This window comes from Acetobacter malorum (assembly GCF_002153605.1).
GTDB lineage: Bacteria > Pseudomonadota > Alphaproteobacteria > Acetobacterales > Acetobacteraceae > Acetobacter > Acetobacter malorum_A.
Genome location: NZ_JOPG01000022.1, coordinates 96,988 through 122,499, shown reverse-complemented (window position 1 = coordinate 122,499; position 25,512 = coordinate 96,988). Strand labels below are relative to the sequence as shown.

Annotated in this window: 20 protein-coding genes; 12 read left to right on the top strand and 8 right to left on the bottom strand. The window is 59.6% G+C overall.

Annotation, left to right across the window (positions count from 1 at the left end):
- Window positions 1–60 precede the first annotated feature (60 nt).
- The 5 genes from HK23_RS10325 to HK23_RS10305 all read right to left on the bottom strand — a co-directional run bounded on the left by HK23_RS10325 (window position 61) and on the right by HK23_RS10305 (window position 5,235).
- Window positions 61–1,008 (bottom strand): hemolysin family protein, encoded by a 948-nt coding sequence (locus tag HK23_RS10325; RefSeq protein ID WP_063908392.1) that lies wholly within the window; start codon window positions 1,006–1,008, stop codon window positions 61–63.
- Entirely contained in the window at window positions 1,005–1,544 is a 540-nt protein-coding gene (gene ybeY / locus HK23_RS10320; RefSeq protein ID WP_086653891.1) for an rRNA maturation RNase YbeY, read from the bottom strand. Before ybeY ends, HK23_RS10325 begins: the two co-directional genes overlap by 4 nt.
- Window positions 1,528–2,580, bottom strand: coding sequence for a PhoH family protein (locus HK23_RS10315; protein WP_373270326.1), 1,053 nt, complete (start codon window positions 2,578–2,580; stop codon window positions 1,528–1,530). Before HK23_RS10315 ends, ybeY begins: the two co-directional genes overlap by 17 nt.
- Window positions 2,581–2,645: 65 nt before the next feature.
- Window positions 2,646–4,064, bottom strand: coding sequence for a tRNA (N6-isopentenyl adenosine(37)-C2)-methylthiotransferase MiaB (gene miaB / locus HK23_RS10310; RefSeq protein ID WP_086653890.1), 1,419 nt, complete (start codon window positions 4,062–4,064; stop codon window positions 2,646–2,648).
- Window positions 4,065–4,158: 94 nt separating this feature from the next.
- On the bottom strand, window positions 4,159–5,235 hold the full coding sequence (locus tag HK23_RS10305; RefSeq protein WP_086653889.1) for a lysophospholipid acyltransferase family protein: 1,077 nt from the start codon (window positions 5,233–5,235) through the stop codon (window positions 4,159–4,161).
- A 337-nt stretch (window positions 5,236–5,572) separates the two neighbouring features.
- Between HK23_RS10305 and HK23_RS10300 the strand changes: the two genes are divergently transcribed.
- Complete coding sequence (locus HK23_RS10300) at window positions 5,573–7,459, top strand: autotransporter assembly complex protein TamA (RefSeq protein ID WP_086653927.1); 1,887 nt, start codon at window positions 5,573–5,575, stop codon at window positions 7,457–7,459.
- Window positions 7,459–11,856 carry a translocation/assembly module TamB domain-containing protein gene (locus HK23_RS10295; protein ID WP_086653888.1) on the top strand — a complete coding sequence of 1,466 codons (4,398 nt, stop codon included), beginning with the start codon at window positions 7,459–7,461 and terminating at the stop codon, window positions 11,854–11,856. Before HK23_RS10300 ends, HK23_RS10295 begins: the two co-directional genes overlap by 1 nt.
- 102 nt (window positions 11,857–11,958) lie before the next feature.
- Here the strand turns inward: HK23_RS10295 and HK23_RS10290 are convergent, their stop codons facing one another.
- Window positions 11,959–12,765 carry an exodeoxyribonuclease III gene (locus HK23_RS10290; RefSeq protein WP_086653887.1) on the bottom strand — a complete coding sequence of 269 codons (807 nt, stop codon included), beginning with the start codon at window positions 12,763–12,765 and terminating at the stop codon, window positions 11,959–11,961.
- Window positions 12,766–12,866: 101 nt separating this feature from the next.
- On the opposite strand from HK23_RS10290, the gene HK23_RS10285 reads away from it, so the two are divergent.
- The 6 genes from HK23_RS10285 (at window position 12,867) to HK23_RS10260 (ending at window position 18,284) form a co-directional block, all read left to right on the top strand.
- Complete coding sequence (locus tag HK23_RS10285) at window positions 12,867–13,955, top strand: dipeptidase (protein WP_086653886.1); 1,089 nt, start codon at window positions 12,867–12,869, stop codon at window positions 13,953–13,955.
- Window positions 13,956–14,217: 262 nt separating this feature from the next.
- Window positions 14,218–16,134: an excinuclease ABC subunit UvrC gene (gene uvrC, locus HK23_RS10280; RefSeq protein WP_086653926.1), complete on the top strand. Its 1,917-nt coding sequence runs from the start codon at window positions 14,218–14,220 to the stop codon at window positions 16,132–16,134.
- Window positions 16,135–16,233: 99 nt separating this feature from the next.
- On the top strand, window positions 16,234–16,806 hold the full coding sequence (gene pgsA / locus HK23_RS10275) for a CDP-diacylglycerol--glycerol-3-phosphate 3-phosphatidyltransferase (protein WP_063908172.1): 573 nt from the start codon (window positions 16,234–16,236) through the stop codon (window positions 16,804–16,806).
- Between the two features lie 166 nt (window positions 16,807–16,972).
- Window positions 16,973–17,509 carry a hypothetical protein gene (locus HK23_RS10270; protein WP_086653885.1) on the top strand — a complete coding sequence of 179 codons (537 nt, stop codon included), beginning with the start codon at window positions 16,973–16,975 and terminating at the stop codon, window positions 17,507–17,509.
- A gap of 57 nt (window positions 17,510–17,566) precedes the next feature.
- Window positions 17,567–17,830 (top strand): molybdopterin converting factor subunit 1, encoded by a 264-nt coding sequence (gene moaD, locus HK23_RS10265; RefSeq protein ID WP_086653884.1) that lies wholly within the window; start codon window positions 17,567–17,569, stop codon window positions 17,828–17,830.
- Window positions 17,831–17,834: 4 nt separating this feature from the next.
- Window positions 17,835–18,284 carry a molybdenum cofactor biosynthesis protein MoaE gene (locus tag HK23_RS10260; protein WP_373270324.1) on the top strand — a complete coding sequence of 150 codons (450 nt, stop codon included), beginning with the start codon at window positions 17,835–17,837 and terminating at the stop codon, window positions 18,282–18,284.
- A 139-nt stretch (window positions 18,285–18,423) separates the two neighbouring features.
- On the opposite strand, the gene HK23_RS10255 is transcribed toward HK23_RS10260, so the two are convergent.
- A complete protein-coding gene (locus tag HK23_RS10255; protein ID WP_256940154.1) occupies window positions 18,424–19,683 on the bottom strand; it encodes an adenosylmethionine--8-amino-7-oxononanoate transaminase in 1,260 nt (419 codons plus the stop codon).
- 148 nt (window positions 19,684–19,831) lie between these two features.
- Between HK23_RS10255 and HK23_RS10250 the strand changes: the two genes are divergently transcribed.
- The 3 genes from HK23_RS10250 to bioD are packed head-to-tail and all read left to right on the top strand — an operon-like array spanning window position 19,832 to window position 23,162.
- Window positions 19,832–21,028 (top strand): aminotransferase class I/II-fold pyridoxal phosphate-dependent enzyme, encoded by a 1,197-nt coding sequence (locus tag HK23_RS10250; protein ID WP_086653882.1) that lies wholly within the window; start codon window positions 19,832–19,834, stop codon window positions 21,026–21,028.
- The gene (locus HK23_RS10245) at window positions 21,025–21,717 is read left to right on the top strand and encodes an alpha/beta fold hydrolase (RefSeq protein WP_086653881.1); all 693 of its coding nucleotides are present in this window, start codon (window positions 21,025–21,027) and stop codon (window positions 21,715–21,717) included. Before HK23_RS10250 ends, HK23_RS10245 begins: the two co-directional genes overlap by 4 nt.
- Window positions 21,714–23,162, top strand: coding sequence for a dethiobiotin synthase (gene bioD, locus HK23_RS10240; RefSeq protein ID WP_086653880.1), 1,449 nt, complete (start codon window positions 21,714–21,716; stop codon window positions 23,160–23,162). Before HK23_RS10245 ends, bioD begins: the two co-directional genes overlap by 4 nt.
- Window positions 23,163–23,273: 111 nt before the next feature.
- Here the strand turns inward: bioD and lexA are convergent, their stop codons facing one another.
- Window positions 23,274–23,939: a transcriptional repressor LexA gene (gene lexA / locus HK23_RS10235; RefSeq protein ID WP_086653879.1), complete on the bottom strand. Its 666-nt coding sequence runs from the start codon at window positions 23,937–23,939 to the stop codon at window positions 23,274–23,276.
- Between the two features lie 260 nt (window positions 23,940–24,199).
- Between lexA and HK23_RS10230 the strand changes: the two genes are divergently transcribed.
- Complete coding sequence (locus HK23_RS10230) at window positions 24,200–25,507, top strand: carbohydrate porin (RefSeq protein WP_256940148.1); 1,308 nt, start codon at window positions 24,200–24,202, stop codon at window positions 25,505–25,507.
- Window positions 25,508–25,512: the final 5 nt, after the last annotated feature.

Below are 25,512 nucleotides of genomic sequence, written 5' to 3'. Positions count from 1 at the left end.
GGCTTCATTACTGGTTGAACAGATCAGAGATTTAGGGATGACGGCAGAACGGTCTTTCCGTCAACCCGTACGCTGGGGCTCGTCGCCGCGCTCGCCGTCACTGGGCGTGGGTTCTGCGGCATTGGGGAGTTTGCGGACCCGCACCCGGCGGATGTGTCGGGCATCAGCATCAAGCACCCGAAAAACATAGCCGTTTTCGTGCGTCAGCACTTCGCCACGGGCTGGCACATGGCCCGCCATGCGGAACACCAGACCGCCAATGGTCTCGATTTCGGCTTCCTTTTCAGAAGCCGTGAGAATCGCACCAATCCGCTGCTCGAATTCCTGCACGGGGCAGCGGGCATCCACGTCATACGTGCCGTCGGGGCGTTCCGTAATCATGGTCACGGCAGGCTCGTCATGCTCGTCTGAAATATCGCCGACGATAGTTTCAATCAGGTCTTCAATGGTGACGAGACCGTCGACGCCGCCATATTCGTCAATCACCAGCGCCAGATGCGTCTGCCGCAGGCGCATTTGCAGCATCAGGTCCATCACCGGGATCTGCGGGGCAATCATCAGCGGCTGGCGGAGCAGGGGTTCGATATTGAACGCCTCGCTGGTGCCGACATAGGCGATGAGATCCTTCACATGGATCATGCCCACAATATCATCCAGCTGGTTGCGATAGACCGGCATGCGGGAGTGGTTTTCCCGTCGCATCATGGCCAGAGCATCATCCAGACTGATGGAGACCGGCATGGCGACAATATCCGGGCGGGGGATCATCACGTCATCTGCCGAGATGTTCCGCAGACGCAGGATGTTGGCAATCAGCACGCGCTCCTGCCGGTCCAGCTCCGGCTTTTCACCTTCCGGGGTTTCCGATTCGTTAGCGGCCTGCTGAACAAGGGCAGCAATGGAGCTGCGCAGGCCCGGGGCCTGCTTCTTGCGGCTGAAGAAGGAGAACAGGCCGCCGCGACTGGGTGTGTCCTGTCCCTCTGACCGTGTGGACTCGTGCTCGCTCATGCCCGTGGCTTCCATGGATTGGGAATATGCAGCCGGGAGAGCAGGCGCGCTTCCAGCATTTCCATTTCGCGGGCTTCTCCCGCCTGATGATGATCATACCCAGCCAGATGCAGGCTGCCATGAACGATCAGATGTGCCAGATGGTGGCTGACGGATTTGCCGGACTGACGGGCCTCCCGCAGCACTGTTTCCAGCGCGAGAATAACGTCTCCGCCGGGAATACCCGGGGGCGGGTCAAATGTCAGGACATTGGTGGGGCGGTGCTTGCCGCGGTGCTGCCCGTTGAGGACACGCACAGCGCGGTCTGTTGAGAGCACAACGCTGCCTGGCTGCCGGCCATAGCCTGCACAGGCGGCCAGTGCGCGCCGTATCAGATGATTCGGGCGGGACACATGGCAGTGCCACCGTCGGTCTTCTATCAGAATTTCCGGCGTTTCTTCAAACGCGCATGATGGGAAAAACCCTGCCGTGGCAAGACTTTCCGGGCCAGCCACGTTCCGTGCGTGAACGTGGCTTGTGCTACTTGGCGGTTCCATTGTTCTCCTGACGGCGATTGTTACGGGGCGATCCCCTGAGAGCCGTCGTCCTTGCATCATACGCTTCTACAATACGCGCGACCAGTCTGTGACGTACGACATCTGCCGCGTCAAACTGTGTGATGCTGATACCGCGTACATTTTCCAGCGTTTCCAGAGCGTCCTTCAGCCCGGATGTCGTGCCCGGAGGCAGATCGATCTGGGTGAGGTCTCCGGTAACCACCATGCGTGAACCCGGCCCGAGACGGGTCAGGAACATCTTCATCTGCGCGATGGTGGTGTTCTGGGCTTCGTCCAGAATGACGAACGCGTGGGAGAGCGTACGCCCGCGCATGAAGGCCAGCGGGGCAACCTCAATATCGCCTGCCGCCATCCGCCGCATGACCTGATCACCCGGCAGCATATCGTGCAGGGCGTCATATAGCGGGCGGAGGTACGGGTCGATTTTGTCCTTCATGTCGCCGGGCAGAAAGCCGAGGCGCTCGCCCGCTTCCACCGCCGGGCGGGAGAGGATGATCCGGTCCACCGAACCGGCCTGTAGCATGGCCACAGCCTGCGCCACGGCCAGATAGGTTTTACCTGTGCCTGCGGGGCCAATGCCGAACACCATCTCCTTTTTAGCCAGTGCCTGCATATAGGCGGCCTGACCGGGGGACCGGGGTTCAATCACGCCGTGGCGCATTTTCAGGGCCGGGAGCGTTGGGGTGTTGTCAGAACGGGGTGCGGGGGAGGGTGTCGCGGTCTCAGAGCCTGAACGCTGCATATCGGTGTGCCTTGTGCTTTCGCGCAGTTGGGTCATGCGGATGACAGCCTCAATCATGCTGACATCCACCACGCCCCCGGCGGCCAGTTTCTGGTAAAGTGTGCTGAGCGTTGTGCGGGCCAGAGCGACATGCTCCGGCGTGCCCTTGATGGAGATCCGGTTCCCGCGGTGGGCGACCTGTACATCCAGCCCTTCTTCCAGATGTCGCAGATTGCGATCATGGTCTCCCACCAGTCGGGCCAGCAGCGTGTTGTCTTCAAACAGCAAGGTCACCGGTTTGTCCGGTGCGGTGCCGCCAGAGAGGGAGGGAGCGGAGGAAAGGGGCTGGACTATGGTGCTCAAGCGTAAACTTTCTCCTCTTCCAGAATACCGTTCAGAGAGTTGGTCAGGCGTTCGGTAATGCGTACCGGCACTTCCCGGCCAATCAGATCAGGCGAGCCGGTAACATGCACAGGCTGGAGCCAGGGGGAGCGCCCGGAAATCTGCCCCGGCTTGCGGCCTTCGGACGTAAACAGGACCGGCACCGTCTGCCCGACCAGAGACTGATTGAAAGCATCCTGCTGTTCCCGCAGCAAGGCCTGCAGGGCTTGCAGGCGCGCGTCTTTCACATCCTCTGGTACCTGCAACGGAGCACCGGCGGCCGGAGTTCCGGGGCGCTGGGAGTATTTGAAGGAATAAGCCTGTGCAAAGGTGACATCCCGCACCAGCTGCATGGTGGCCTCAAAGTCTTCATCCGTTTCACCCGGATGGCCGACAATGAAGTCAGACGACAAGGCGAGGTCCGGCCGCGCCGCATGCAGTTTGCGGACAATCTCCCGGTAGTCATCCGCTGTATGGCCACGGTTCATGGCGCGCAGGATTTTGTCGGAGCCGGACTGCACGGGCAGGTGCAGGTAGGGCATGAGTTCCGGCAGATCCCGGTGGGCGGCAATCAGGGCGTCATCCATATCGCGCGGGTGCGATGTGGCGTAACGAATGCGGTTGAGGCCGGGGATGGCAGCCAGTGCGTAAGCCAGCCGGGCGAGATCCCAGACGTCTCCGTCCGGGCCGGTCCCGTGATAGGCGTTTACATTCTGGCCAAGCAGGCTGATTTCCTGCACGCCGCTTTCCACCATCCGGCGTGCTTCCGCCAGAACGGAGGTAACAGACCGGCTGACTTCTGCGCCGCGTGTGTAGGGCACCACGCAGAAGGAGCAGAACTTGTCACACCCTTCCTGAATGGTGAGGAAGGCGGTGAGGTTGCCGGGCGTCTGCGGTGCTGCGGTGTCTGGCAGGAAGTCGAATTTCTGCTCCGCGGGGAAATCGGTCTCAATCACCGCGCCACCAGCGCGTGCGGCACGGGCCACCATTTCCGGCAGGCGATGATAGGTCTGCGGGCCGAGCACAATGTCCACATAAGGCGCACGGGCCAGAATTTCCTGTCCCTCTGCCTGCGCCACGCAGCCGGCAACAGCAATAATGGTCTGCTGGCCGGAGGTCTCGCGTGCGTCCTTGATCTTCCTCAGCCGCCCGAGTTCGGAGAAGACCTTTTCAGCCGCGCGGTCCCGAATATGGCAGGTGTTGAGGATGATCATGTCCGCCGCATCCGGCGTGTCCACCGGCTGGTAACCGAGCGGGCGCAGCACGTCGCTCATCCGCGCGCTGTCATACACGTTCATCTGGCAGCCCCATGTGATGACATGCAGGCCGCGTGGTGCGGTGGAGGAAGAAGGAAGTCCAGTCATGACAGCAGGGGCTCCGGCACGCCGCAGGCCCATTCCATACGGCAGGGGGAGGAAATCAGGCCAGTGAGGCCAGAGGTCAAGAGGCTTTTCCGTAAACGGAGGGGCAGTGCGCCATGAAAGAGGGTCCTCACCGGATCTTCAGGTATGAAGCAAAACGTGGGGGTAGTCTGTCAAGCAGACGTTTTATGAGACGCGGTTTGTTGCTGGGTATTTCTGACGGTTCGCACCGGCCGGGCTGTGGAGCCGGGTTCTGGTTTTGCCGCAGATCAGCCGCCCCGCGGGCGACGGCATTCCATGCGGCCTGCGCCAGCGCTTTGCGGCTGGGGAAGAGTTCCGGGTCCAGCGGTTCATGCAGGACAACGGTGGCGCGGGACTTGTGCCACTGCACCAGCTGCCACAGGTGCGGGCCGAGATCCATATCGCCATACCATGCAAAAACCGGACGTCGCAGGCGGGAGACGGGCAGGTCTTCCAGCTCATCATACACAACGGACACCGGCTGGATGATGGGGGACATGCCGGGTGCATAGGTAATGGGCAGCAGGCTTTTTTCGCCATTGCGCAGCCGGGGTAGTTTGGCGATGGCAAAGAAGGCGGACATGAATGGCAGCACGCGGGAGCCGTCGGACGATGTGCCTTCCGGGAAGAGTACCAGATTATCCCCGTCTACCATGCGGCGAATCATCAGATCACGCTCACGTCCCGTAGTGCTGCGCTGGCGGCTGACAAAGATGGTCCGGCCAATTTTGGAGACCAGCCCCATGATGGGCCATTTCTCGATATCGCCTTTGGCCACAAACACAGACGGCAGCAATGTGCCCAGCACCAGCACATCCAGCCATGAGGAGTGGTTGGAAATATAAATGACGGGGCGTTCCCCCCGTGCTCGGGCCCGCGCGCCACCCACGGTGCCAGCCCGTTTACCGATAACCCGGATCCGCAGGCCCAGCAGCTTGCACAGCACGCCCCAGATCACTCGCGTCCAGCGGATTTTGACGGTGCCCGGCACCAGCAGGAGGCAGGCTTCAAACCCGACGGAGAGCGGAACCCACAGGGTAATAGCCCCCAGCCGCAGGCCGCCTTGCACCTGGTTGCTGACCTGGCACCATTTTTCGACCCATGATGGCAGGGGCGACAGGATATCACGTCCCGGCGGGGCTGATGTCTCGGAAAACCGCGCCTGAGCGGGGGAGGCACGCTTCATGATCTTGGGTCTGCCTTGCACAGGCAGAGGCTGGGTTTGCGGCGGGAATGGCAAATCATAGGCTCTCATAACGCGAACTGATGCACTCGGACAATCGTGCTTCGCAAGATGCCTGCAAGATGGCACAAGGGACTCTGGGGCGGAGAAATCCATAAAAACCTGAAAATGATCTCATTTTTGTCATGGTGCTGCGGCAAGACGCAGGCTGTGATCATGAAAAGGCGGGATGCACGACGCGTGAGGGAAGGGAGAGTGAGACAGGCCGTGAGAGCAGAGGTGCGCGCAGGTGAGCAGTAAAGGCGTTCTGGACGGCCTCGTGCTGACAGCGAATCGTGTGATGACAGGCGTGACGCTGTGGGGGGCTGCTGCTGGCTGCGTCTGGGCTGCGGACCCGCAGCCTTATGTGACGCAACTGGCAGGCACCGGGCAGGCGGATCTTGATGCCGCACTGAAATCCTCCTCCGATTTGCTAAGCCTGCAGGCCACGCATGCCGTGGGGCCGTTTGCGCTGGCTGGCCGCGTGCGCAGTGAATATGACCGGCTGCGTTCTGCGCTGGAAAGTTACGGCTATTACGAAGGCACGGTGCAGATTTCCCTGCATCGGGCAAAGGAGAAGGATTCCGTCACGGTCGACGGGATGTCTCCGGCCCTGTCCGACTGGCTGGGCGGCGTGCCGGCTGGAGAAAAGGTTACTGCTGAAATCAAGGTGCAGAAGGGGCCTCTTTATCACCTTGGGTCCATCAGGGTCGTGGACCCGAAGACCAACACTCCTGTTGTGCTGACACAGGCGCAGCAGACGGCTTTTGGCCTGAAGACCGGGCAGGACGCCGTGGCGCAGAATGTGCTTGGCAGTGGCGGCAACCTGCTGGACGTCTGGCGGGAAGAAGGCCATGCGCTGGCGCAGGTGGACAAGCCGCGTGCTTATCTCCAGCCACAAACGCATACGCTGGATATTGTCTATCCAGCCTCTGCCGGGCCAGTACTCAATATTGGCAAGATTGATGTGGACGGGTTGCAGCGTGTGCATGAACCTTTTGTGCGCCGCAGGCTGACCGTGCAGGAGGGGGATCTGTATCAGCCTTCCAAGATTGAAGCGGCCCGGCAGGACCTGAGCGCGCTGGGTGTGTTTTCCAACGTGGCGGTCAAGGACGGTTCTACCAAGCCGGTCAATGGCACCATGCCGCTGGATTTTACGCTTAAGGAAGCCAAACGGCGCTCCGTGGGGGCGGAAGCAGGCTATTCAACAGACCTTGGTGCCCGTGTGGGTGCGACGTGGACGCATTACAACATTCTGGGTAATGCCGAGCGCCTGAAGCTGACGGCTCTCATTACCGGCCTTGGTGGTTCTGCTCAGCAGGGGCTGGGTTATGATGTGTATGCGGATTTCATGAAGCCAGATTTTTATAGTCGCAACCAGAACCTGAGTGTGCGGGTTGAAGCGCTGCGCCAGTTGTTCTGGTCTTATCGCCAGACGGCGTTTCTGGTGAATGCCGGGATTACCCGCAAAATTGATAAAAACTGGAACATCAATTTCGGGCTGGCAGCCGAACAGGAAAATATCGAACAGTTCAATGTGAGCCGGGACTACACAATTGTCTCCGCTCCATTGGGTGCGACGTTTGATAATACGGGTGTAGGCAACCCTATTGAGCCGGCTCTGCATGGTGTCCGCGCCAGCATTAACGCCACGCCGTCTGTCTCGCTGGGGGATAAGGGGAGTGGTACGTCCTTTTTCGCTATCCTCAATGCGTCGGCTTCGACCTATTTTGACCTTCATCATCTGGGCATCAGCAAGCCGGGGCGCAGCATTATTGCGCTGCGGGGGATGATTGGCAGCATTCAGGGGGCATCCACCTACGATATTCCGCCTGACCAGCGCATGTATGCCGGTGGCAGCGCTACGGTGCGAGGCTATCGCTGGCAGGGTGTGGGGCCGCAATATGGGCGTACGCGCTATGCCATTGGCGGCACATCACTTGATGCCGGGTCTATTGAATACCGGCAGAGGCTGTTCAAAAGCTTCGGCATGGCCGGGTTTGTGGATGCCGGGCAGGTGGGTAGCAGCAGTATGCCCTTTACGGGCACGCTCCGCGTCGGTGCCGGTGGTGGCGTGCGTTATTACACCCCCATTGGGCCAGTGCGTGTGGACGTGGCGGTGCCGTTGAACCGCGCCTATCGCGGCGATAAGTGGGATTTGTACATCGGTCTTGGGGAAACGTTCTGATGGCTGAGTCTAACGAGGCAAATCCTGCCCCGCGTCGCTCGGCCCTGCGTCGCGCCGGGCGTGTTATTGGCCTGTCCGCAGGTGTTCTGACGGGTGTTGCCGTTCTGGCTGTTGGTGCCATTCTGGTGGGCGCCAATACCGGGCCGGGGCGTGGTTTGCTGATTAAGCAGACAACGGCACTGACGGGCGGCACCGTCAATATTGCCGGGATGTCTGGCCGGTTCCCGGATAATTTCCATCTGGATTCCATCGCTCTGCGCGACAAGGATGGTGTCTGGCTTTCCTTGCGGAATGTGGACCTGAACTGGTCTCCGCTGAGCATGGTGTGGCGCACGGCCCGGATTTACACGCTGAAAGCGGATGAGCTGAATATTCCGCGTCTGCCGGTATCAGACCCCAATGCAGCACCCGCCGCTCCGGCCTCGACCGCAAAGTCTAAACTGGGCCTGAGTGTTGATATCCGCACGCTCGCTGTGCAGCGCATTAACGTGGGCGCGCCGCTGGCGGGTGTGCCTGCCAGTTTCTCCCTGGCTGGCCATGGTCGTCTCTCGTCGATTGATCCGGTCATTGACGGGCTAAGCCTGCCCACACTGCCAAAATCTGACATTGCTCTGCACGTCAAACGACTGGACGCCAGCGGGCAGATTGACCTGACGACCACGACTGGCGGTGGCAAGCTCGGCCTGCATCTGGATGCGCAGGAAGGTCAGGATGGTTTTGCCGCGGCCAAACTGAAAATGCCGCAGCTTACACCGCTGTCTCTTGCGCTGGACATTAAAGGTCCGACGAACGCCGCTGTGCTGGGTTTTTCGGCTTCTGCCGGGCCGGTGAAGGCTAAAGCGGACGGCGAGCTGAATTTGCTGGCCGGAAACATGGCGCGGTTGTCTGCACAGTTTGATTCGCCGCAACTCGCTCTGACGCCCGATATTGGCTGGGATGCCATTCATCTGGTTGCCCAGCTTAAAGGCAAAATGACTGAGCCAGATGGCACGGCACAGTTGCAGGTGGACAGACTGGCGGCTGCGGGAGCGGCTGTGGGAACGCTGAAAGCGACATTCACAGGTCAGACCGGGCAGTCCGGCGTAACGGACCTGCTGCATCTGGTCATGACAGCGGATGGCGTGCGTCTGCCGGGCAAAGCGCCCAACCTGCTGGCCTCTGCGCCAGTGCATTTGGATGCAAAGCTCTCGCCGCAGCCCGCTGGTAAGCCGCTGGAACTGGATATCTCGCATCCGCTGCTGCATCTGACGGGTTCCATCATGACGGCAGCCCCGCAGCGCGGCACCGTCACGTTGAGCCTGCCGGATCTGGCTCCCGTTGGGCAGGCTGCTGGCACGCCGCTCAAAGGGAATGCCGGGGTTACTGCACAGTTTGACCTGCCTGCTCAGACGGAGGGTGATACGCACCTGAAAGCGGATGGCACGCTCGCGATTACGGGTGGTCAGCCGCAGGCCGCAGGGCTGATTGGCCCTAAAGGTACATTTGCGCTGGCGGCCACGATGCGTCCGCATGCGGCTCCGGCTCCGGCTCCGGCTCCGGCTCCGGCTCCGGCTCCGGCTCAGAGTGCATCTGCACCAGCCTCAACGCACGCGCCTTCGGTCGCGCCCAAACAAGCCGGCTCTCCTACACCAGAAGCGGCCACGCCTCCATCCAATCCCGCCAGTTCTACCGCTACGCCTGCACAGAAAGCTCAGACCACTCAACCTGCGGCGCAGTCTGCCGGGCAGCAGATTGATCTGGCATCCCTGACTGTGGATGGGCAGGCGCTGCATCTGAAGGCGCAAGGCCGGGTGAACACCGGGCAGGATATGGATATCACGTCCACGCTGGCGCTGCCTGATCTGGCCAAGGCGCTGCCGTCTTTGCGTGGTGGGGTGACGCTGGCGTTGTCCGCCAAAGGGCTGATGCAGGACTTTGCAGCCAACCTGCATCTGGAGGGTGATCCGGGCACAGCCACCATGCCGCGTGGTCCGGTGGTGCTGGATGCGGCTCTCCAACATCTGCCGTCAGCACCTGCGGGCACAGTGGATGCGCACGGTTCCGTCAATAAAGCCCCCTTGCTGCTGAATGCGGTTTTTGCGCAGGACGAGAAGGGCAGCAGACAGCTTGATCTGAAAAAGCTGTCCTGGAACAGCGTGCAGGGGCAGGGTTCGCTCTCTCTTGCGTCGGGCGAGGTGGTGCCGCTGGGCACGCTGGACCTGAAAGTAGGCCGCCTTGCGGACCTGAAAGACGTTATCGGGCAACCCATTTCCGGCGCAATGGCCGCCTCCGTTAAAACTACGCAGGTAAATCAGAAGCCACTGGTGGCGTTGAAGCTGGATGGCAATGTGGCCATGCCGCAGGCCAAAATCGGCTCACTTGCTCTGGCGGGTACGGTGAAGGACCCGGCTGCGCATCCGGATGCCGATCTGAGCCTGAAGCTGGGTGGGCTGGCCGCCGCTGGTATGACCGGGCAGGCGCGGGTGACGGCGAAAGGGCCGGAAAACGCCATGGCGCTGACAGCGCAAATTGGTCCGGCAACGTGGTCAGGCAGCCCACTTGCTCTGGATACGGCAGCTCTGCTCAATCTGCCTGCTAAAGAAGTAAAGCTGCAAAAGCTGACGGCAACGGCTAAGCAGGAAAATCTGCGTTTGCAGGCTCCGGCCCTGATCTCCTTTGGTCAGACAATGGGCGTGGACCGTCTGCGTGCCACACTGGGCACACAAGGTGCCGAACCGGCAACGGCGGATATTGCGGGCCGTATCAAGCCAACACTGGCAGGAACGGTGGATGTGCGGAACCTCACGCCCGGGCTGGCGCGTCCGTTCATGCCGGATCTGCATGCTCAGGGCACGCTGGCTGTGCAGGCCAAGGTCAGCGGCACTATGGACCGCCTGCAAGGGCAGGTGCATCTGATGGGCAATGGCCTGCGGATGCAGGGCGTTTCGGCTGCGGCGTCTCTGCCGTCGTTGCATCTGGACGCTACGGCCGATCTGGCAGGCACGTCCGCCAGAGTGAAGATGCAGGCAGATGCCGGGTCAAAACTCGCGCTTGGCGTGGCCGGCACTGCGCCGTTGAACAGCATGGGGCCAGTTAATCTGCGCACCAACGGGCATCTGGATCTGGCCATTGCCAATGGCTATCTGGGCGCGCAGGCACGGCAGGCTCTGGGGCAGGTGCTGCTTGCCTTGCAGGTAGATGGCACGATGGCTGCGCCCCGTATTACGGGCACGGTGGACTTGCAGAATGCCGATATTCAGGACTTTGCACAGGGTGTGCATCTGTCTGCCATCAATGGGCGCATTGTCGGGCAGGGCAACAGCATCGTCATTCAGAATCTGACCGCCAAAGCCGGCGACGGCACGATGAGCGTAACAGGCTCAGTTGGGGTTCTTGCGCCGGGGCTGCCCGTGGATATCCATTTTGTAGCGCGTGATGCCCGCCCCATTTCCAGTGACCTGATTACAGCGGTCATGAATTCGGACATGACCATCAAAGGTCAGGCCGCAGGCCGGATGGATGTGGCGGGGAATGTTGATCTGCGGAAAGTGGAAGTCAATATTCCCAACTCTCTGCCATCCTCTGTGGCCCGGCTGGATGTTATTCGTCCGGGAGACAAGCCGCAGACCGATGCTGCGACGACAAATGCCAGCGCAAGCGTGATTGGTCTTGATCTGACCCTGACATCACCCGGCAAATTCTTTGTGCGCGGGCATGGTCTGGATGCCGAAATGGCCGGCAAGCTTAAGGTTAAGGGCACAAGCTCTGCGCCGCAGGTCAGCGGTGGGTTTGACCTCAAGCGCGGGAACTTCGATCTGGCAGGGATTTCCCTTAACTTCACCAAGGGGCGCGTGGCCTTTAACGGCAGCAGCGTGGACCACAAGCTGGACCCCACACTGGACTTTGAGGCCGACCGTGCTGTGAATGGGGAAACCGCGATGCTGAAGGTCGGTGGCTACGCCAGTGCGCCAAAAATCAGCTTTGAGTCCATTCCGTCTCTGCCGCAGGATCAGGTTCTGGCTATGCTCCTGTTCGGCACGGATGCCCATTCTCTGTCGTCCACCCAGATGGTGGAGCTCGGCACGGCGCTGGCAACCCTGACGGGCGTGACGTCCTTCGACCCGATGGGCACGATACGCAAAACGCTGGGGCTGGACCGTCTGGCCGTGGGCGGTGGCTCGGGCGTTGGCAATGGTGGCACCACGGTGGAAGCCGGAAAGTATGTGATGCGCGGGGTTTACGTGGGGGCCAAACAAGCCACGTCCGGCTCCGGCACGCAGGCGCAGGTGCAGGTTGATCTGACCAAGCACCTGAAGCTGAACACGACAGTGGGCACCGGCGGTAATGTGACCGGCTTTACCACGCCGGAAAATGATCCCGGCAGTAGCGTGGGGCTGCTCTGGCAGTATCGTTACTAAAGAATATGCGCGGATGACCGGTTCACGGAGGACTAGTCAGCGTTTGCTCGGGTGTTGGGTCTGTGAAGAGAGCAGACATATCTGCCTCTTCACACGGTCCTCCTAAAACTGGAAATCGACCACGACGGGCACATGGTCGGAGGGGCTGGTCCAGTTCCGGGCCTCCCGCACGACGGTCATGCCAGTGAGGCTCGGGACCAGATCCGGCGTCACCCATACATGGTCCAGACGGCGGCCCCGGTTGGATTTTTCCCAGTCCCGGTTGCGGTAGGACCACCATGTATAAAGTTTTTCCTGCGGCGGGATAAAATGCCGCATGGCGTCGACAAAGCCTGTTTCCAGCCAGCGATTCAGTCGTTCCGTCTCCGGTGGCGTGTGACTGACAATTTTGAGAAGCTGCTTGTGGCTCCACACATCATGTTCAAGCGGCGCAATGTTGAGGTCCCCCACCAGAATGGCGCGGGCCGGTTTGCGCTCCTCAAACCACTCTGTCACTTCCTCAACAAAGGCCAGCTTGTGCGCAAATTTGGGGTTGGCGTCCGGGTCCGGGATGTCACCGCCCGCGGGCACATAAAAATCATGCAGCTCAACGGGGCCGGAGGGCGTGGTGATAACAGCCCCGACATGGCGGCAATCTTCCTTGCCATGCCAGTCCGGCAGATTGTCCAGCGGTGTAATGGGATGGCGTGAGAGAATGGCGACACCATTATAACTCTTCATGCCTTTGTAATGCAGATGCTCAAAGCCCAGAGCGCGCACGGCGTCTTCAGGGAAGAGGGGATCTGGCACCTTGGTTTCCTGCAGGCAAATAATGTCGGGGGCCAGCTCGGTGACGAGATCTTCAAGCCGGGGCAGGCGCAGGCGGAGGGAATTGATATTCCAGGTTACAAGTCGCATGGGCTGAGCCATTGCGCATCCGGGTTTGCGGAGCAAGAAAAAACAGTCACATAAGAGAAGGCACAGCAGGGCATGCGCCTTGCAATCTTGACTGACAGGACCATTTTTCTCTCATGACGTCATCCTCACAGGCTCAGCCGGGCCAGACCGCCGTTCCGTCCTCCGAAGCACAAGCGTTGCATCGCGCTTTGTTCACGCTGGACAGCCATATTGATATCCCCTGGCCGGACCGGGGTGATGCGTTTGAGGATACGGAATCCCGCCGTGTTGACCTGCCCAAGATGCAGAAGGGCGGCATGTCTGCCGGATGTTTTGTGGCTTATATCGCGCAGGCGATGGTGAATGCAGAAGGCCATGCGCAGGCGCAGGCGCAGTGTCTGGCCATGCTGGATGTCATCAACGGCATGCAGGGCACGCACAACGGCGTGACGGCGCGCGTCTGTTCAACCGTGGCAGAAATCAGAGCGGCGTATGAAGCGGGGGTTCTGGCGGTCATTCCCGCAGTGGAAAACGGCTACGCCATGGGGGATAACCCGGCGGTTCTGGCGCAGTTCCGTGCCAAAGGCGCTCGTTATGTGACGCTGACCCATAATGGGCATAATGCGCTGGCGGATGCGGCCGTGCATCGGCCCAGTCTGGGCGATAAGCCGGAAAATCATGGTGGGCTTTCCGCGCTGGGGCGTGAAGCGGTGCGGGAAATGAACCGTCTGGGCCTGCTGATCGATGTTTCTCATGCGTCCAAAAAGACCATGTTGCAGGCCGTTACGGCTTCTGCCGTGCCCGTGGTGGCCAGCCATTCCTGTGTGCGGACGCTGTGTGATCACCCGCGCAATCTGGATGACGAACAGCTGGATGCACTGAAAGAAAGCGGCGGAGTTATTCAGATTACCGCCATGCCTGCCTTCCTGAAGCCGAAAGACGAGACGGGTGCGCGCTCGGCTGGCGTATCCGATTTTGTGGACCATATTGATTATGTGGTGCGGCGGATTGGCGTGGAGCATGTCGGGATTTCCTCCGACTTTGATGGCGGCGGTGCGCTGGCAGACTGGCAGAACGCCACGCAGGGGGTGAACCTGACGGCGGAACTCCTGCGGCGCGGGTATGACAAAAGTGAGATTGCCGCTTTCTGGGGCGGAAATTTCATGCGTCTGCTGGCCCGAGCCGAAGCGGTTGCAGCGGAACAAACCGGGACTATTGGCTGAAAACCGCAACCAGATTTTTGTGGCATTTGTCCACTTCCACTCTTGACAGACTTTATTTTCAATAAAGTCGTCAGGTGTGGTCTGGCTGTTACGTAGCGCGATACATAAAATCGTTTTAAATCAATAGGTTGCTTTGTTTGGCTAAAAAATATGCAATGCGTCAGGACCACGGGAAATCTGCGGATTTCGGGGTGTCAAGCCCGGCTCTTCCACAGACTTATCCACAAAATCGGTGGATGAAATTGTTTTCTCGAAAGAGCGCCTGATGACAGCTGAAAATTCTCCAAACATCACCCCCTCTGATGCTGCAGAAAAGCACCCTTCCGCCCCGCTGAAAGGGGTGGAGGTTATCCGGCATGCGCTCAAAACCATGCCGCTCTCACCGGGCGTCTATCGCATGCTGGGTGAGAAGGGGGATGTCCTGTACGTGGGCAAGGCGCTGGCGCTGAAGAAGCGTGTGACGTCCTATACGCACGTCAATCGCCTGCCAGAACGTCTGCGCCGTATGGTGTCCGAGACAGCCTCTATGGAGATTGTCACGACCCATACAGAGGCCGAAGCCCTGCTGCTTGAGGCCAACTACATCAAGCGCATGAAGCCGCGCTTCAACATCCTGCTGCGTGATGACAAGAGCTACCCCTGGCTGATGCTGACAGATGGGCATCCGTTCCCCCAGATTGCCAAGCATCGGGGCAAACCGGTGAAAGGGGCCAGCTTGTGGGGGCCATTCGCCTCAGCATGGGCGGTCAATCAGACCCTTAACCTGCTCCAGCGCGTTTTCCTGCTGCGTTCCTGTGCGGATTCTGTGTTCAACAGTCGGTCTCGCCCTTGTCTGCTGTATCAAATCAAACGCTGCTCCGGCCCGTGCGTGGACCGGATTGATCAGGCCTCTTACGCAAAGCTGGTTGAGCAGGCGCGTGAGTTTCTCTCTGGCAAGGATCATGCCTTGCGGGAGGAAATGAGTGCGGAGATGCATCGGGCGGCCGAGGCTCTGGATTTTGAGCGGGCTGCAACGATGCGGGACCGTATCCGCGCGCTTGCGCAGATGCAGGAGTCCAGTGTGATTAATCCGGCCTCCCTGCAGAATGCTGATGTGTTCGGCATCTGGCAGGAAGCTGGTCAGGCCTGCATTCAGGTGTTTTTCATCCGGGGTGGTCGTAATAACGGGAACCGCTCGTTCTTCCCGGCCCATACGCAGGATCAGGAACCCGGAGAAATTCTGGCGTCCTTCATCGCTCAGTTTTATGATGACAAGCCATGCCCGGCACAGGTGCTGGTGAATCATGAACTGCCGGAAGAGGCCTTGCTGGCGGAGGCACTCACGCTGCGGCGTGAGCGCAAGGTAGAAATCCTTCATCCCCTGCGTGGCGAGAAAAAGCAGGTGCTGGACCATGCCGTGGCTAATGCGCGGGATGCCCTGCATCGTAAACTGGCCGAGAGTGCCGGGCAGGCTAAATTGCTGGAAGGTGTGGCGCGTGTATTGGGGCTGGATGCGCCGCCTGAGCGGATTGAGGTTTATGATAACAGTCACATCATGGGTTCACATGCCTATGGCGTGATGATTGTGGGTGGTCCCGAAGGCTTCGACCGCCGCGCGTATCGCAAGTTCCTGATCAAAGGCCCCGTCACACCGGGGGATGATTTTGGTATGATGCGGGAAGTGCTGGAGCGTCGTTTTGGCCGTGCTTTGAAGGAGGTTGCCGAAGGCGATATGTCCAACTGGCCGGATGTCCTGCTGATTGATGGCGGGGCGGGGCAGTATTCTGCCGTGCGCGGCGTGCTGGATGATCTTGGAGTGACGGGCGTCAAGCTAGTGGGGATCGCCAAGGGGCCGGACCGTGATGCCGGCCGCGAGTGGTTCCATACGGGTGATGCGCCGCCGTTCCAGCTCGAGCCTCGAGACCCTGTTCTTTATTATCTGCAACGGCTGCGCGATGAGGCGCATCGCTTTGCTATTACCACCCACCGGGCCGGGCGTTCCAAAACGCTGGTGACGTCCGAACTGGATGAAATTCCGGGTGTGGGGCCTGCGCGGAAAAAGATGCTGCTCAATACCTTTGGGTCAGCCCGTGCGGTCAAGCAGGCAGGACTCTCGGAGCTCGAATCGGCGCCGGGCATTAATCGGGAAACAGCGCGGGCCGTGTATGGCCACTTTCATCCGGACTGGACGCCAGCCTAGCGCCGGTTTTCAGCCCTGCACTGAACTTCTGGGTGAGTGGTAAAAAGTGGCAGTCAGAAACCATTTCAGCTCTGCCGGAAATAGGCTAGCATCCCACCAATGCTGACAGACCTGCCTAATGTTCTGACTATCTCGCGTATCGTGGCGATCCCGATCGTGGTGCTTTTTGCCGCATGGGGTTCTCCGCAAACGGATGCGCTGGCCTGTCTTCTGTTCATTCTGGCGGGAGTGACGGACTATTTTGATGGCAAGCTGGCTCGGTCCCGCCATCAGATGTCTGACTTCGGGCGGATGTTTGACTCCATCGCAGACAAACTGCTGGTGGGAGCCTGTCTGATGGTGCTGGCCGGGCTGGGGCGTATGGCTTATTTCAGCCTGTGGCCCGCCATTATTATCCTGTGCCGGGAAATTCTCGTGTCCGGTATGCGGGAATATCTGGCAGAGCGCCGTGCCAGTCTGCCGGTCACACGGCTGGCTAAGTGGAAAACCGGGTTCCAGATGACAGCCATCGGGTTTCTGCTGGCAGGTGATGGCACGGGTATGCTGCTGGGCATGCCGTGGCTGCACGTCGCGCTGATCGGCGCTGTCCTTTTGTGGATTGCGGCGGTTCTGACGCTGATTACCGGTTGGGATTATCTGACAACCGGGTTACGGCATGTTAATCTTTCGTGAACGATCGTTTTAAACGCACGTAAGGTGTGGCTCATTAGCCTCAAATGGCTTTCATCGGCTTGTATCCCCTCCGCAAACCGTTATTTAAGCTTTGGACGGCATATTCTTGCCGGTAGCAGGTCTCTCTGATTTGCCTGCATGGTGTCATGGTTAGCGGAGTCAGGTGATGCGGAAAGCCGCTCTTGTAGGGTTGTGTCTGGTTTTGAGCGGATGTTCCGGCTTCGGGAAATTTGTGTCCGATACCGCGACCTTGCCGGGAGAAAACCCGAATGCGCCCTCCGGGGATAATCTCAACATGCGGCGTGTGCATGGGTATTCCACAGCAGAAACGCCTCTGTTGCCTGCTGGTGGCGATATCTGGCCGGGTCCGCCGGCTCCGTTGCCTACGCTTGAAGACGTTGAGAAAGACCGTGCTGGCACCATTCTGGGTGGCGTACCCAACTCTGGTGACAAGCAGTTGCAGGACGGCGGGGAAATGAGTGTTGGGGAGCCTGACGGCATGCCCGATACGTCTCAGTCCATTACCGGCAAGCTGCCAGATGCAGAGCCTGATGCAGCCGCCAAATATGGTGCGCAGCGTGGTTCGGCCTCGACGATTGAAATCCCCAATGGCGACGGCACAGTAACACTCATCCATCCGGATGGTTCTGTGACCACAACGCAGGCGAAAAAATCCGTAGCCCCCACGACACCCCAGCACTAACGGGGATGGGGCGCGGTCCGGCGCAGGCCGCGTGAATGAGTAAGTAAGGAAGCTGTTATGGCGCAGGACGTCACGATTTTCTATTTCGCCGCATTGCGTGAGCAGATGGGGCGGGAGAGGGAGACAGTCCATCTGCCTGCGCCGTCCGTAACGGTAGAAACACTGATTGCACAGCTGCGCCAGAAGGATGCAGGGATGGATGAGGTTTTTGCAGCTTCTCCCCGCATCCGGGTTGCCATCAACCAGACCCTCGCGACCTTTCAGGATACCGTCAAACCCGGCGACGAACTGGCCTTTTTCCCTCCCATGACGGGTGGATAAGCCGGTGTTGCGCGTTGTTGTCCAAAACGAGCTGTTTGACATGGGAGCGGAGATGGATCGCCTTTCCGCTGGCTCACAGGGGATTGGTGGCATCAGCGTTTTTATGGGGCAGGTGCGGGATGGGCCGGAGGGGCTGGAAAGCCTCACGCTGGAACATTATCCCGGCATGACCGAAAAAGTGCTGACGGAACTGGCGGCTGAGGCTGTCAAACGGTTCAGCCTGTTAGGCTGTACGCTCATTCATCGCGTGGGCACGCTTGTCGTGGGGGCGCCCATCGTCTTTGTCGGCACCGCGTCCGCGCATCGGGCGGAGGCTCTGGCGGGCACGAATTTTCTGATCGACCGGCTCAAGACCGGTGCGCCTTTCTGGAAGTGCGAACGCTATCAGGATGGCCGTCAGGTCTGGGTTGAGGCGCGGGAAGCGGATGATAAGGCCGCTGCGTCCTGGGATTAAAAATATCCCGCAGTGGTCTGATTTTGAAATTCTTTAAATTTTTCCCTTAGGCGACACAGGCGGTTTTTCTTTCGCTGAACCGTATACCGGTAAAGCCCACTGGCACAGCATGTTTTGAGCTGCTGTGCCAATGGGGCGTTCAGTTTCCTGTAGATAAAACGCGATAGATTGCATCCGTCAGGGCGCTTAGGTCTTCCGGCGGAATAGTAAAGGCCGGGGTCAGATAGACAATTGAGCGGAACGGGCGGATCCACACATTTTCCGCAATAAAGCGTTGCCTCAGAGCGTCCGGGTTGGCGATCTTCTCCAACTCCACTACGCCAATAGCCCCCAGAACACGGACATCTTTCACGCCCGGCAAGGTCCGACAGCGTTCCAGTTCGCGGGTCAGATGCGCATTGATGGCGGCAACCTGTTCCAGCCGCGGTTCTGATTCAAACAGATCCAGTGAGGCATTAGCACAGGCGCAGGCCAGCGCATTGGCCATAAAGGTTGGACCGTGCATCAGGGCGTGTTCCGGATTATCGGACAGGAACGCCTCAAATACATGCGGGCGGGCAATGGTGGCAGCAAGTGCCATAGTGCCGCCTGTCAGGGCTTTGGAGAGCGTGATGATATCGGGAACGATCTCTGCCTGTTCGCAGGCAAACATAGTACCTGTGCGGCCAAAGCCGGTAAAAATTTCATCCAGAATGAGCAGCAGGCCATAGCGATCCGCCGCAGCGCGCAACGTGCGCAGTACATCCGGGGAATGGAACAGCATGCCGCCTGCGCCCTGCACCAGAGGCTCGGTGATGATAGCGGTCAGCTCATGCGCATGGTGATCCAGCAACCTGAAAAATTCGGCCTCGCTGGCGTCGTCCTGCGGGAGAGGGGCGATGATGTGGTTCGCCAGCACGTCTCCGTAGAGATGGTGCATGCCTTCTTCCGGGTCGCAGACCGACATGGTGGCGAGCGTGTCTCCATGATACCCGCCCTTGAAGGCCAGCATTTTGGTGCGTTTCGGCTCGCCTGTGTTCAGACGATACTGAATGGCCATTTTCATGGCGACTTCCACCGCAACCGAGCCAGAATCTGTGAAGAAAACCCGATCCAGATCCCCCGGCAGCATGGCGCACAGGCGGCTTGCCAGCTTTAGCGCAGGCTCATGCACCATGCCGCCAAACATGACGTGCGGCATGGTAGTCAGCTGTGTCTCAATCGCCGCGCGGATATGGGGATGGTTGTAGCCGTGGCAGGCCGTCCACCATGCGGCGACACCATCGACCAGTTCCCGGCCGTCCGTCAGCTGGATACGGGCATTGTGTGTGCTGCGGGCAGCCAGAGGGGCAGGTGCTGTTTTCATCTGGCTGTAAGGCAGCCAGATATGCGGCAGACCCTGCGTGTACCAGTCCGGCATGGAGGCTGATGGGGAAGAGGAGGGCAGCTCTGATTGCTGAGAAGGGGCTATGCGGGAGGCCGCAAGGGGATTCTGGGGGGCGGACATTGCGCGAGAACTCCTGCTTAGGTGATTGACCGGCGGTCCCGGCTCCGGCACCACTCGCTTCATGACGCGGTTTGATCATCTTTTCCAGCATGGGCTGGAGGAACTGGCCGAACAGGGGCGTCTTCGGACGCCGCGCAGTCTTCAACCCCGCGCCGATGGGCTGCTGGAGAGAGAAGACGGCACCGTTCTGGTTGATTTTTCCTCCAATGACTATCTCGGCCTGCGAGCGCACCCGCTTTTGCGCGAGCGTGCGCTTGTCTGGGCAGAGCGCTATGGGGCTGGCTCCGGGGCATCGAGACTGGTGACGGGCACAGCCCCCGGCATGGTTGCGCTGGAAGCGCGGCTGGCAGCCCTGAAAGGGATGGAAGCGGCCTGCATTTTCTCCTCCGGGTGGCAGGCTAACGCGACTCTGGTGCCTGCTCTCGCGCAGCTCTCGCTGGCGGCGACCGGTGCTGCTCCCACATTACTTGTCGACAAATTCATTCATGCCAGCCTGTATCATGGCTGTGCGGCGGCTGGCGTGCGGCCTGTGCGCTTCCGGCATAATGACATGGCGCATCTTGAAAACCTGCTGCAGAAAGCCGACGGTCCGGGCCTGAAAATCGTCCTGACAGAAAGCGTCTTCAGCATGGATGGAGACCGGGCTGACATGGCGGCTCTGGGTGCGCTGGCCCGTCAGTATGGCGCGTTTCTCTGTGTGGATGAGGCTCATGCCACTGGCATCCTCGGGCGGGATGGGAAAGGTCTGGCGGACCGGCAGGCAGATCTGATTATTGGCACATTCAGCAAGGCTCTGGGTGGAATGGGGGCGTTTATCGCCTCCTCATCCGCCGTATGCCGCTGGCTGGTGAATAAAGGCTCTGGCTATATCTATTCCACAGCCCCGTCTCCTCTGGTGCTGGGTGCTGTGGACGCAGCGCTTGATCTGCTGCCTCAGCTGGACGCAACACGGCAGCATGTCGCGGTGCTGGCGGAGCGGTTCCGGCAGCATATGCAGCGCGCAGGGCTGGAAACGGGGCCATCTTCTACCCAGATTGTGCCGGTCGTGGTGGGAAGTGAGCATACGGCTCTGACGCTATCTCATATGATCGAGGAAGCCGGTTTTCTGGCGATTGCTATCCGCCCACCCACGGTACCTCCGGGTGGATGCCGCCTGCGGGTGGTGCTGCACGGCAACCATACAGAGGCGCAGGTGGACCAGCTGGCGCAGGTGCTCAGCGCGGCTGTGGCGCAATGCGCGACAAAGGGGCTGTCATGACCGGGCCGCAGCTTGTTTTTGTGCATGGATGGGGCTGCGGGCCTGATATCTGGGAGCCGGTGTTGAAGGCGCTAAATCTGCCTTCAGCCAGCTTGCTGGATCTGGGCTATTTCGGAGCCTCGCAGAGCGAAATGCAGAGGCGGCTGAGCGCTTTATTGCGTGGGCCGCGCCCTGTGCTGGCCGTTGGGCATTCTCTGGGTTTTCTCTGGCTTCTGTCCCGTGGAGACTGGCCAGCGGGGAGCCGCTTTCTGGGACTTAACGCGTTCGGGCGTTTTACTGCGGCAGAGGATTTTTCGCAGGGTGTCCCGCTGCGGATGCTCACGCGCATGCAGGCTGGCCTTCAGCGGGATGCGGTTCAGGTGGTTAATAATTTTCGTGCCCGCTGTGGCGTGGGGCCTGTCACGGAGGAAGCTCTTTGTGTGCCCGCCCTGCAGGACGGACTGACAGACCTGATGACGCTGGACGTGCGGCCATTACTGGCCCGTCTGGCTGAGGAGCCGGGGGCCATAAAGGTTCTGGTCGGGGCAGTGGACCCAATTGTCAGCCCCGCCATGACGCAGGCCGCTTTTCCGCCGGATGTCCCGATTGAATGGGAAACTGAGGGTGGACACATGCTCCCGCTGACACATCCCCATGTCTGTGCCGAAGCCGTTCGGCGTATGATGTCACAAGATCTGGAAAACGTATGACTGACCGTTCTGCCCATGCCCGACAGGCCCGCATTCAGCAAAGCTTTGATGCTGCTGAGGCGTATGACGCCGCCGCTGTGCTGCAACGTGTCGCGGCCCGGCGTCTGTTTGAAGGTCTCCGGGCCCGGCTGGCTGGTCGGACGCCGCGGCGTATTCTGGAAGTAGGGTGCGGCACAGGTTTGCTCACACACATGCTGCATGAGGCGTGGCCGGAGGCGGAACTGGTTGCGACGGATGTTGCTCCGCGCATGCTGGGACGTGCCCGAAAACGAGTAGGTGAGGGCGTGCAGCTTCGCATGATGGATGCTGCCCGTCCGGATGTGGCGGGGCCGTTTGATCTGATTTGCGGCAATCTGGTTTTCCAGTGGCTGGAAGAGCCCGCAGCGGCGTTGCAAAAGCTGGCAGATCTGCTGGCTCCCGGTGGCGTGCTTGCTGTCTCGACCTTGCTGGATGGCACCTTTGAAGAATGGCGCCAGGCCTGCACCGTAGAAGGGCTTGTTGCAGCAACGCCTGATTACCCGGATGCCCGGACTGTGCAGGGCTGGCAGCCCGGCCTGTGCGCGGGGCAATGGGTAACAGAGCGATGCGTTCAGCCCTTTGAGAGCGGACTGGCTTTTGTAAAGCATCTGAAAGATACGGGGGCCTCTGTGCCGCGTGAAGACGGGAAGGCTTTCTCGCCCGCGGAACTGCGTCGTGCCCTGACGCGCTTTGATGAAGCCGGAGCTATGGTGACCTGGCATCTGGCCTATGGTTGTTTTCAAAAGCCGCAGCGCGCCGGGGTCTTTGTTACCGGGACAGATACGGGTGTGGGCAAAACTCTGACCTCCGCCTGCCTCGTGCATGCATGGAAAGCAGCCTACTGGAAGCCGTTGCAAAGCGGGCTGGCGGACGAAGAAGGCGATACGAGCACGGTGATAAAGCTGAGCGGTTGCTTGCCGGAAGACTGTTTTCCGTCAGCCGGGGCGTATCAGGCCTCTCTGTCTCCTCTGGCGGCTGCCAGAGCGGAAGGGGCTGAGATCGACCCCACACGTCTCGCCTTGCCCTTAGCGGACCCTCAGCGCCCTCTTGTGGTGGAGGGGGCAGGTGGTTTGATGGTGCCTGCGACCGATACGCTCATGATGGTTGATCTGGCCGAGCGCTGGGGCTTACCGGTGGTGCTGGTGGCGCGAAGCGGGCTGGGCACGTTGAACCACACGTTGCTGAGTCTGGAAGCGTTACGTGCCCGTGGTCTGGCTATTGCCGGAGTGGTGCTGAGTGGCCCGCTTAACCCGGAAAATCGCAAGACGATTGAGGAAAAAGGGCAGGTGCGTATTCTGGCTGAACTGCCGCAGCAGGCAAGCGTAACAGCTGAAACCGTTGCTGCGCTGAGCCGCCTAATCCCTTCTTGGGGCGATGTGTGGGGCGCAATACAGGTGGCGCATATGGACGTTTCAGAGAAGGTCTGACTTTTCTGTCTGATGACTTACCGGAAGGATGCTTCTGCGCCTGCTCAAAAGGCCTTTGCACAGCGGAGAGCGTGATCTTTCAAAATCACGCTCTCCGTCTTTCCTGCGGTCTCAGTGATACCGGCGAATCAGCCCAGCCAGCCGGCCCTGAATGTGGAGACGCTCTGCTGGCACAATACGCGTTTCATAGCGCGGGTTGGCGGGTTCCAGAGCAATGGTGTTGCCCTTGCGGCGCAGGCGTTTGAGCGTGACTTCACTGTTATCAATGAGGGCCACGACAATCTGCCCGTTTTCGGCATCTTCGGTACGGCGGATAATGACGTGATCACCGTCCAGAATGCCGGCTTCAATCATGGAATCCCCGGTGACTTCCAGCGCGTAGTAATCGCCTGAGCCAACCATGTCTTTGGGGATATCGAGAAAATTGTCGGTTTCAGCCATGGCCTCAATCGGCAGGCCAGCGGCAATACGTCCGTAAAGCGGGATTTTCAGGGCAGCGGGCTGCTGGCGGGAGAAATCACCGCGCACGACATTCGTAGGCAGGGCTTCGGATGCCGGGACAATTTCAGGCAGATGGATGACTTCCAGCGCGCGTGCCCGATGATGATGGCGACGCAGAAATCCGCGTTCTTCCAGTCCGGAAATGAGACGATGGATGCCCGATTTGGACCGCAGCCCCATCGCCTCTTTCATCTCATCGAAAGAAGGAGAAAAACCCGTCTGCTTGAGGTGAGAATCAATAAAAAGCAGCAGTTTGTGCTGTTTGCGCGTCAGCATTGCGGCACCCCGGAGCAGATGAGTGTTTTTTGTTTGTATAATGGTTTGTTCTATATAAGTTCTCTTTTTTAGTCAAGGGGTTATTCTGTTCGGCAAAAGCGCTTCTGTATTTTCTACTGTGTCTGTAAAGTTCCCCACCAACAGCCCCGTTGCGGGCCTGTGTGCTTTCAGCAGGATTATTTAAGCAAGGCCGCTTTTTTCGGTCGGAAAACCCAGATGCCGTTCTGATTTGCGGTTGTATAACATATTGAAAAGGTTCGGTGTTTAGGAAAATTATCACGGTCCCGGTAGCAATTTGTGCCTGTTTCAGTCTGAGCCTGCCTCAGGCGGAGGCACAGGGGGCAGCTGCCGATGCAGATGCGTTCAGCTTTGACGATCGCCTGACACGGGACTGGGGTGGTGTGCGGCGCATTCTGGCCGAGCATGGCGTGGATTTTCAGCTGACGGACCAGAATGAACTGTGGGCTGTTCCCGTCGGCGGAAGCCAGCCGTCCAATAATTATATTGGCGTGACCACCGGGCAGCTTTCTGTGGACCTCGGGCGTCTGACGCATCTGCCGCTCGGTACCATTGGCATCAGTGGCGTGGATATTCGCGGTCATCCCTTCAGCAACCAGCCGCTTTATGTGTTCAATCAGGTCTCCGGGATTGAGGCAGATATCAATCTGCGGCTCTATGAGGTCTGGTATGGCCAGACCTTCGACTATGACCGGCTGGACGTGCGGATTGGTAAGCTCGACCTCAGTCATGACTTCATGGGGAGTGACGGTGCGCAGCAGTTCATGAACGCCTCGTTTTCCTGGCCGATGGTGCCGGATAACAACCTGTATGATCAGGGGCCAGCGTCACCTCTGGGCACACCTGCCGTGCGGGTGAAATATAAGCTCTCCAAACGCTGGACAGTTCTGGCCGCCGTTGCGGATGATAACCCGATTGGCGCAGGTTTTTTGAACGATGCCGACCCGTGGAACCAGAATCAGGACTCCAGCGGCACCCGATTCCACTTTGGCACGGGGGCGCTGATGTTTCTGGAAGCGCAGTATCACACACAGCTCTGGGGGAAGGACGGAACCTACAAGCTGGGTGGCTACGGTGACACCGGCCGCTTCCCAGATCAGGCGGACCCGACCGTCCGCCATAAAGGTAACTGGACGTTTTACGCGGTGGCTGATCAGGTTCTGGCTAATCTTGCGGGGAAGCAGACGCTTGCGGGCTTTGTGCGAGCCACATGGGCACCGCCTGCCAACCGCAACCAGATTGTCAATGCAGTGGATGCCGGACTTTTGCTGAACGCGCCATTCCAGCGTGCCAATGATGTTCTGGGGCTTGGTTTTGGCTATGGCGAGGCCAGTCCGGTTTTGCGGCGGTCAGAGCGACGGGCAGGCACGCTGGCGCAGCATGCCGAATATCATCTGGAACTGACCTATCAGTTTCAGGTGACACCCTGGCTCCTTATCCAGCCTGATCTTCAGGGAATGCTGTCACCCAGCGGCGGAGTGCTGGATACCACGGGCCGCAGAGTGAAAGACGAAGCCATTTTCGGCCTGCATTCCAGTATGTCGTTCTAACGCTC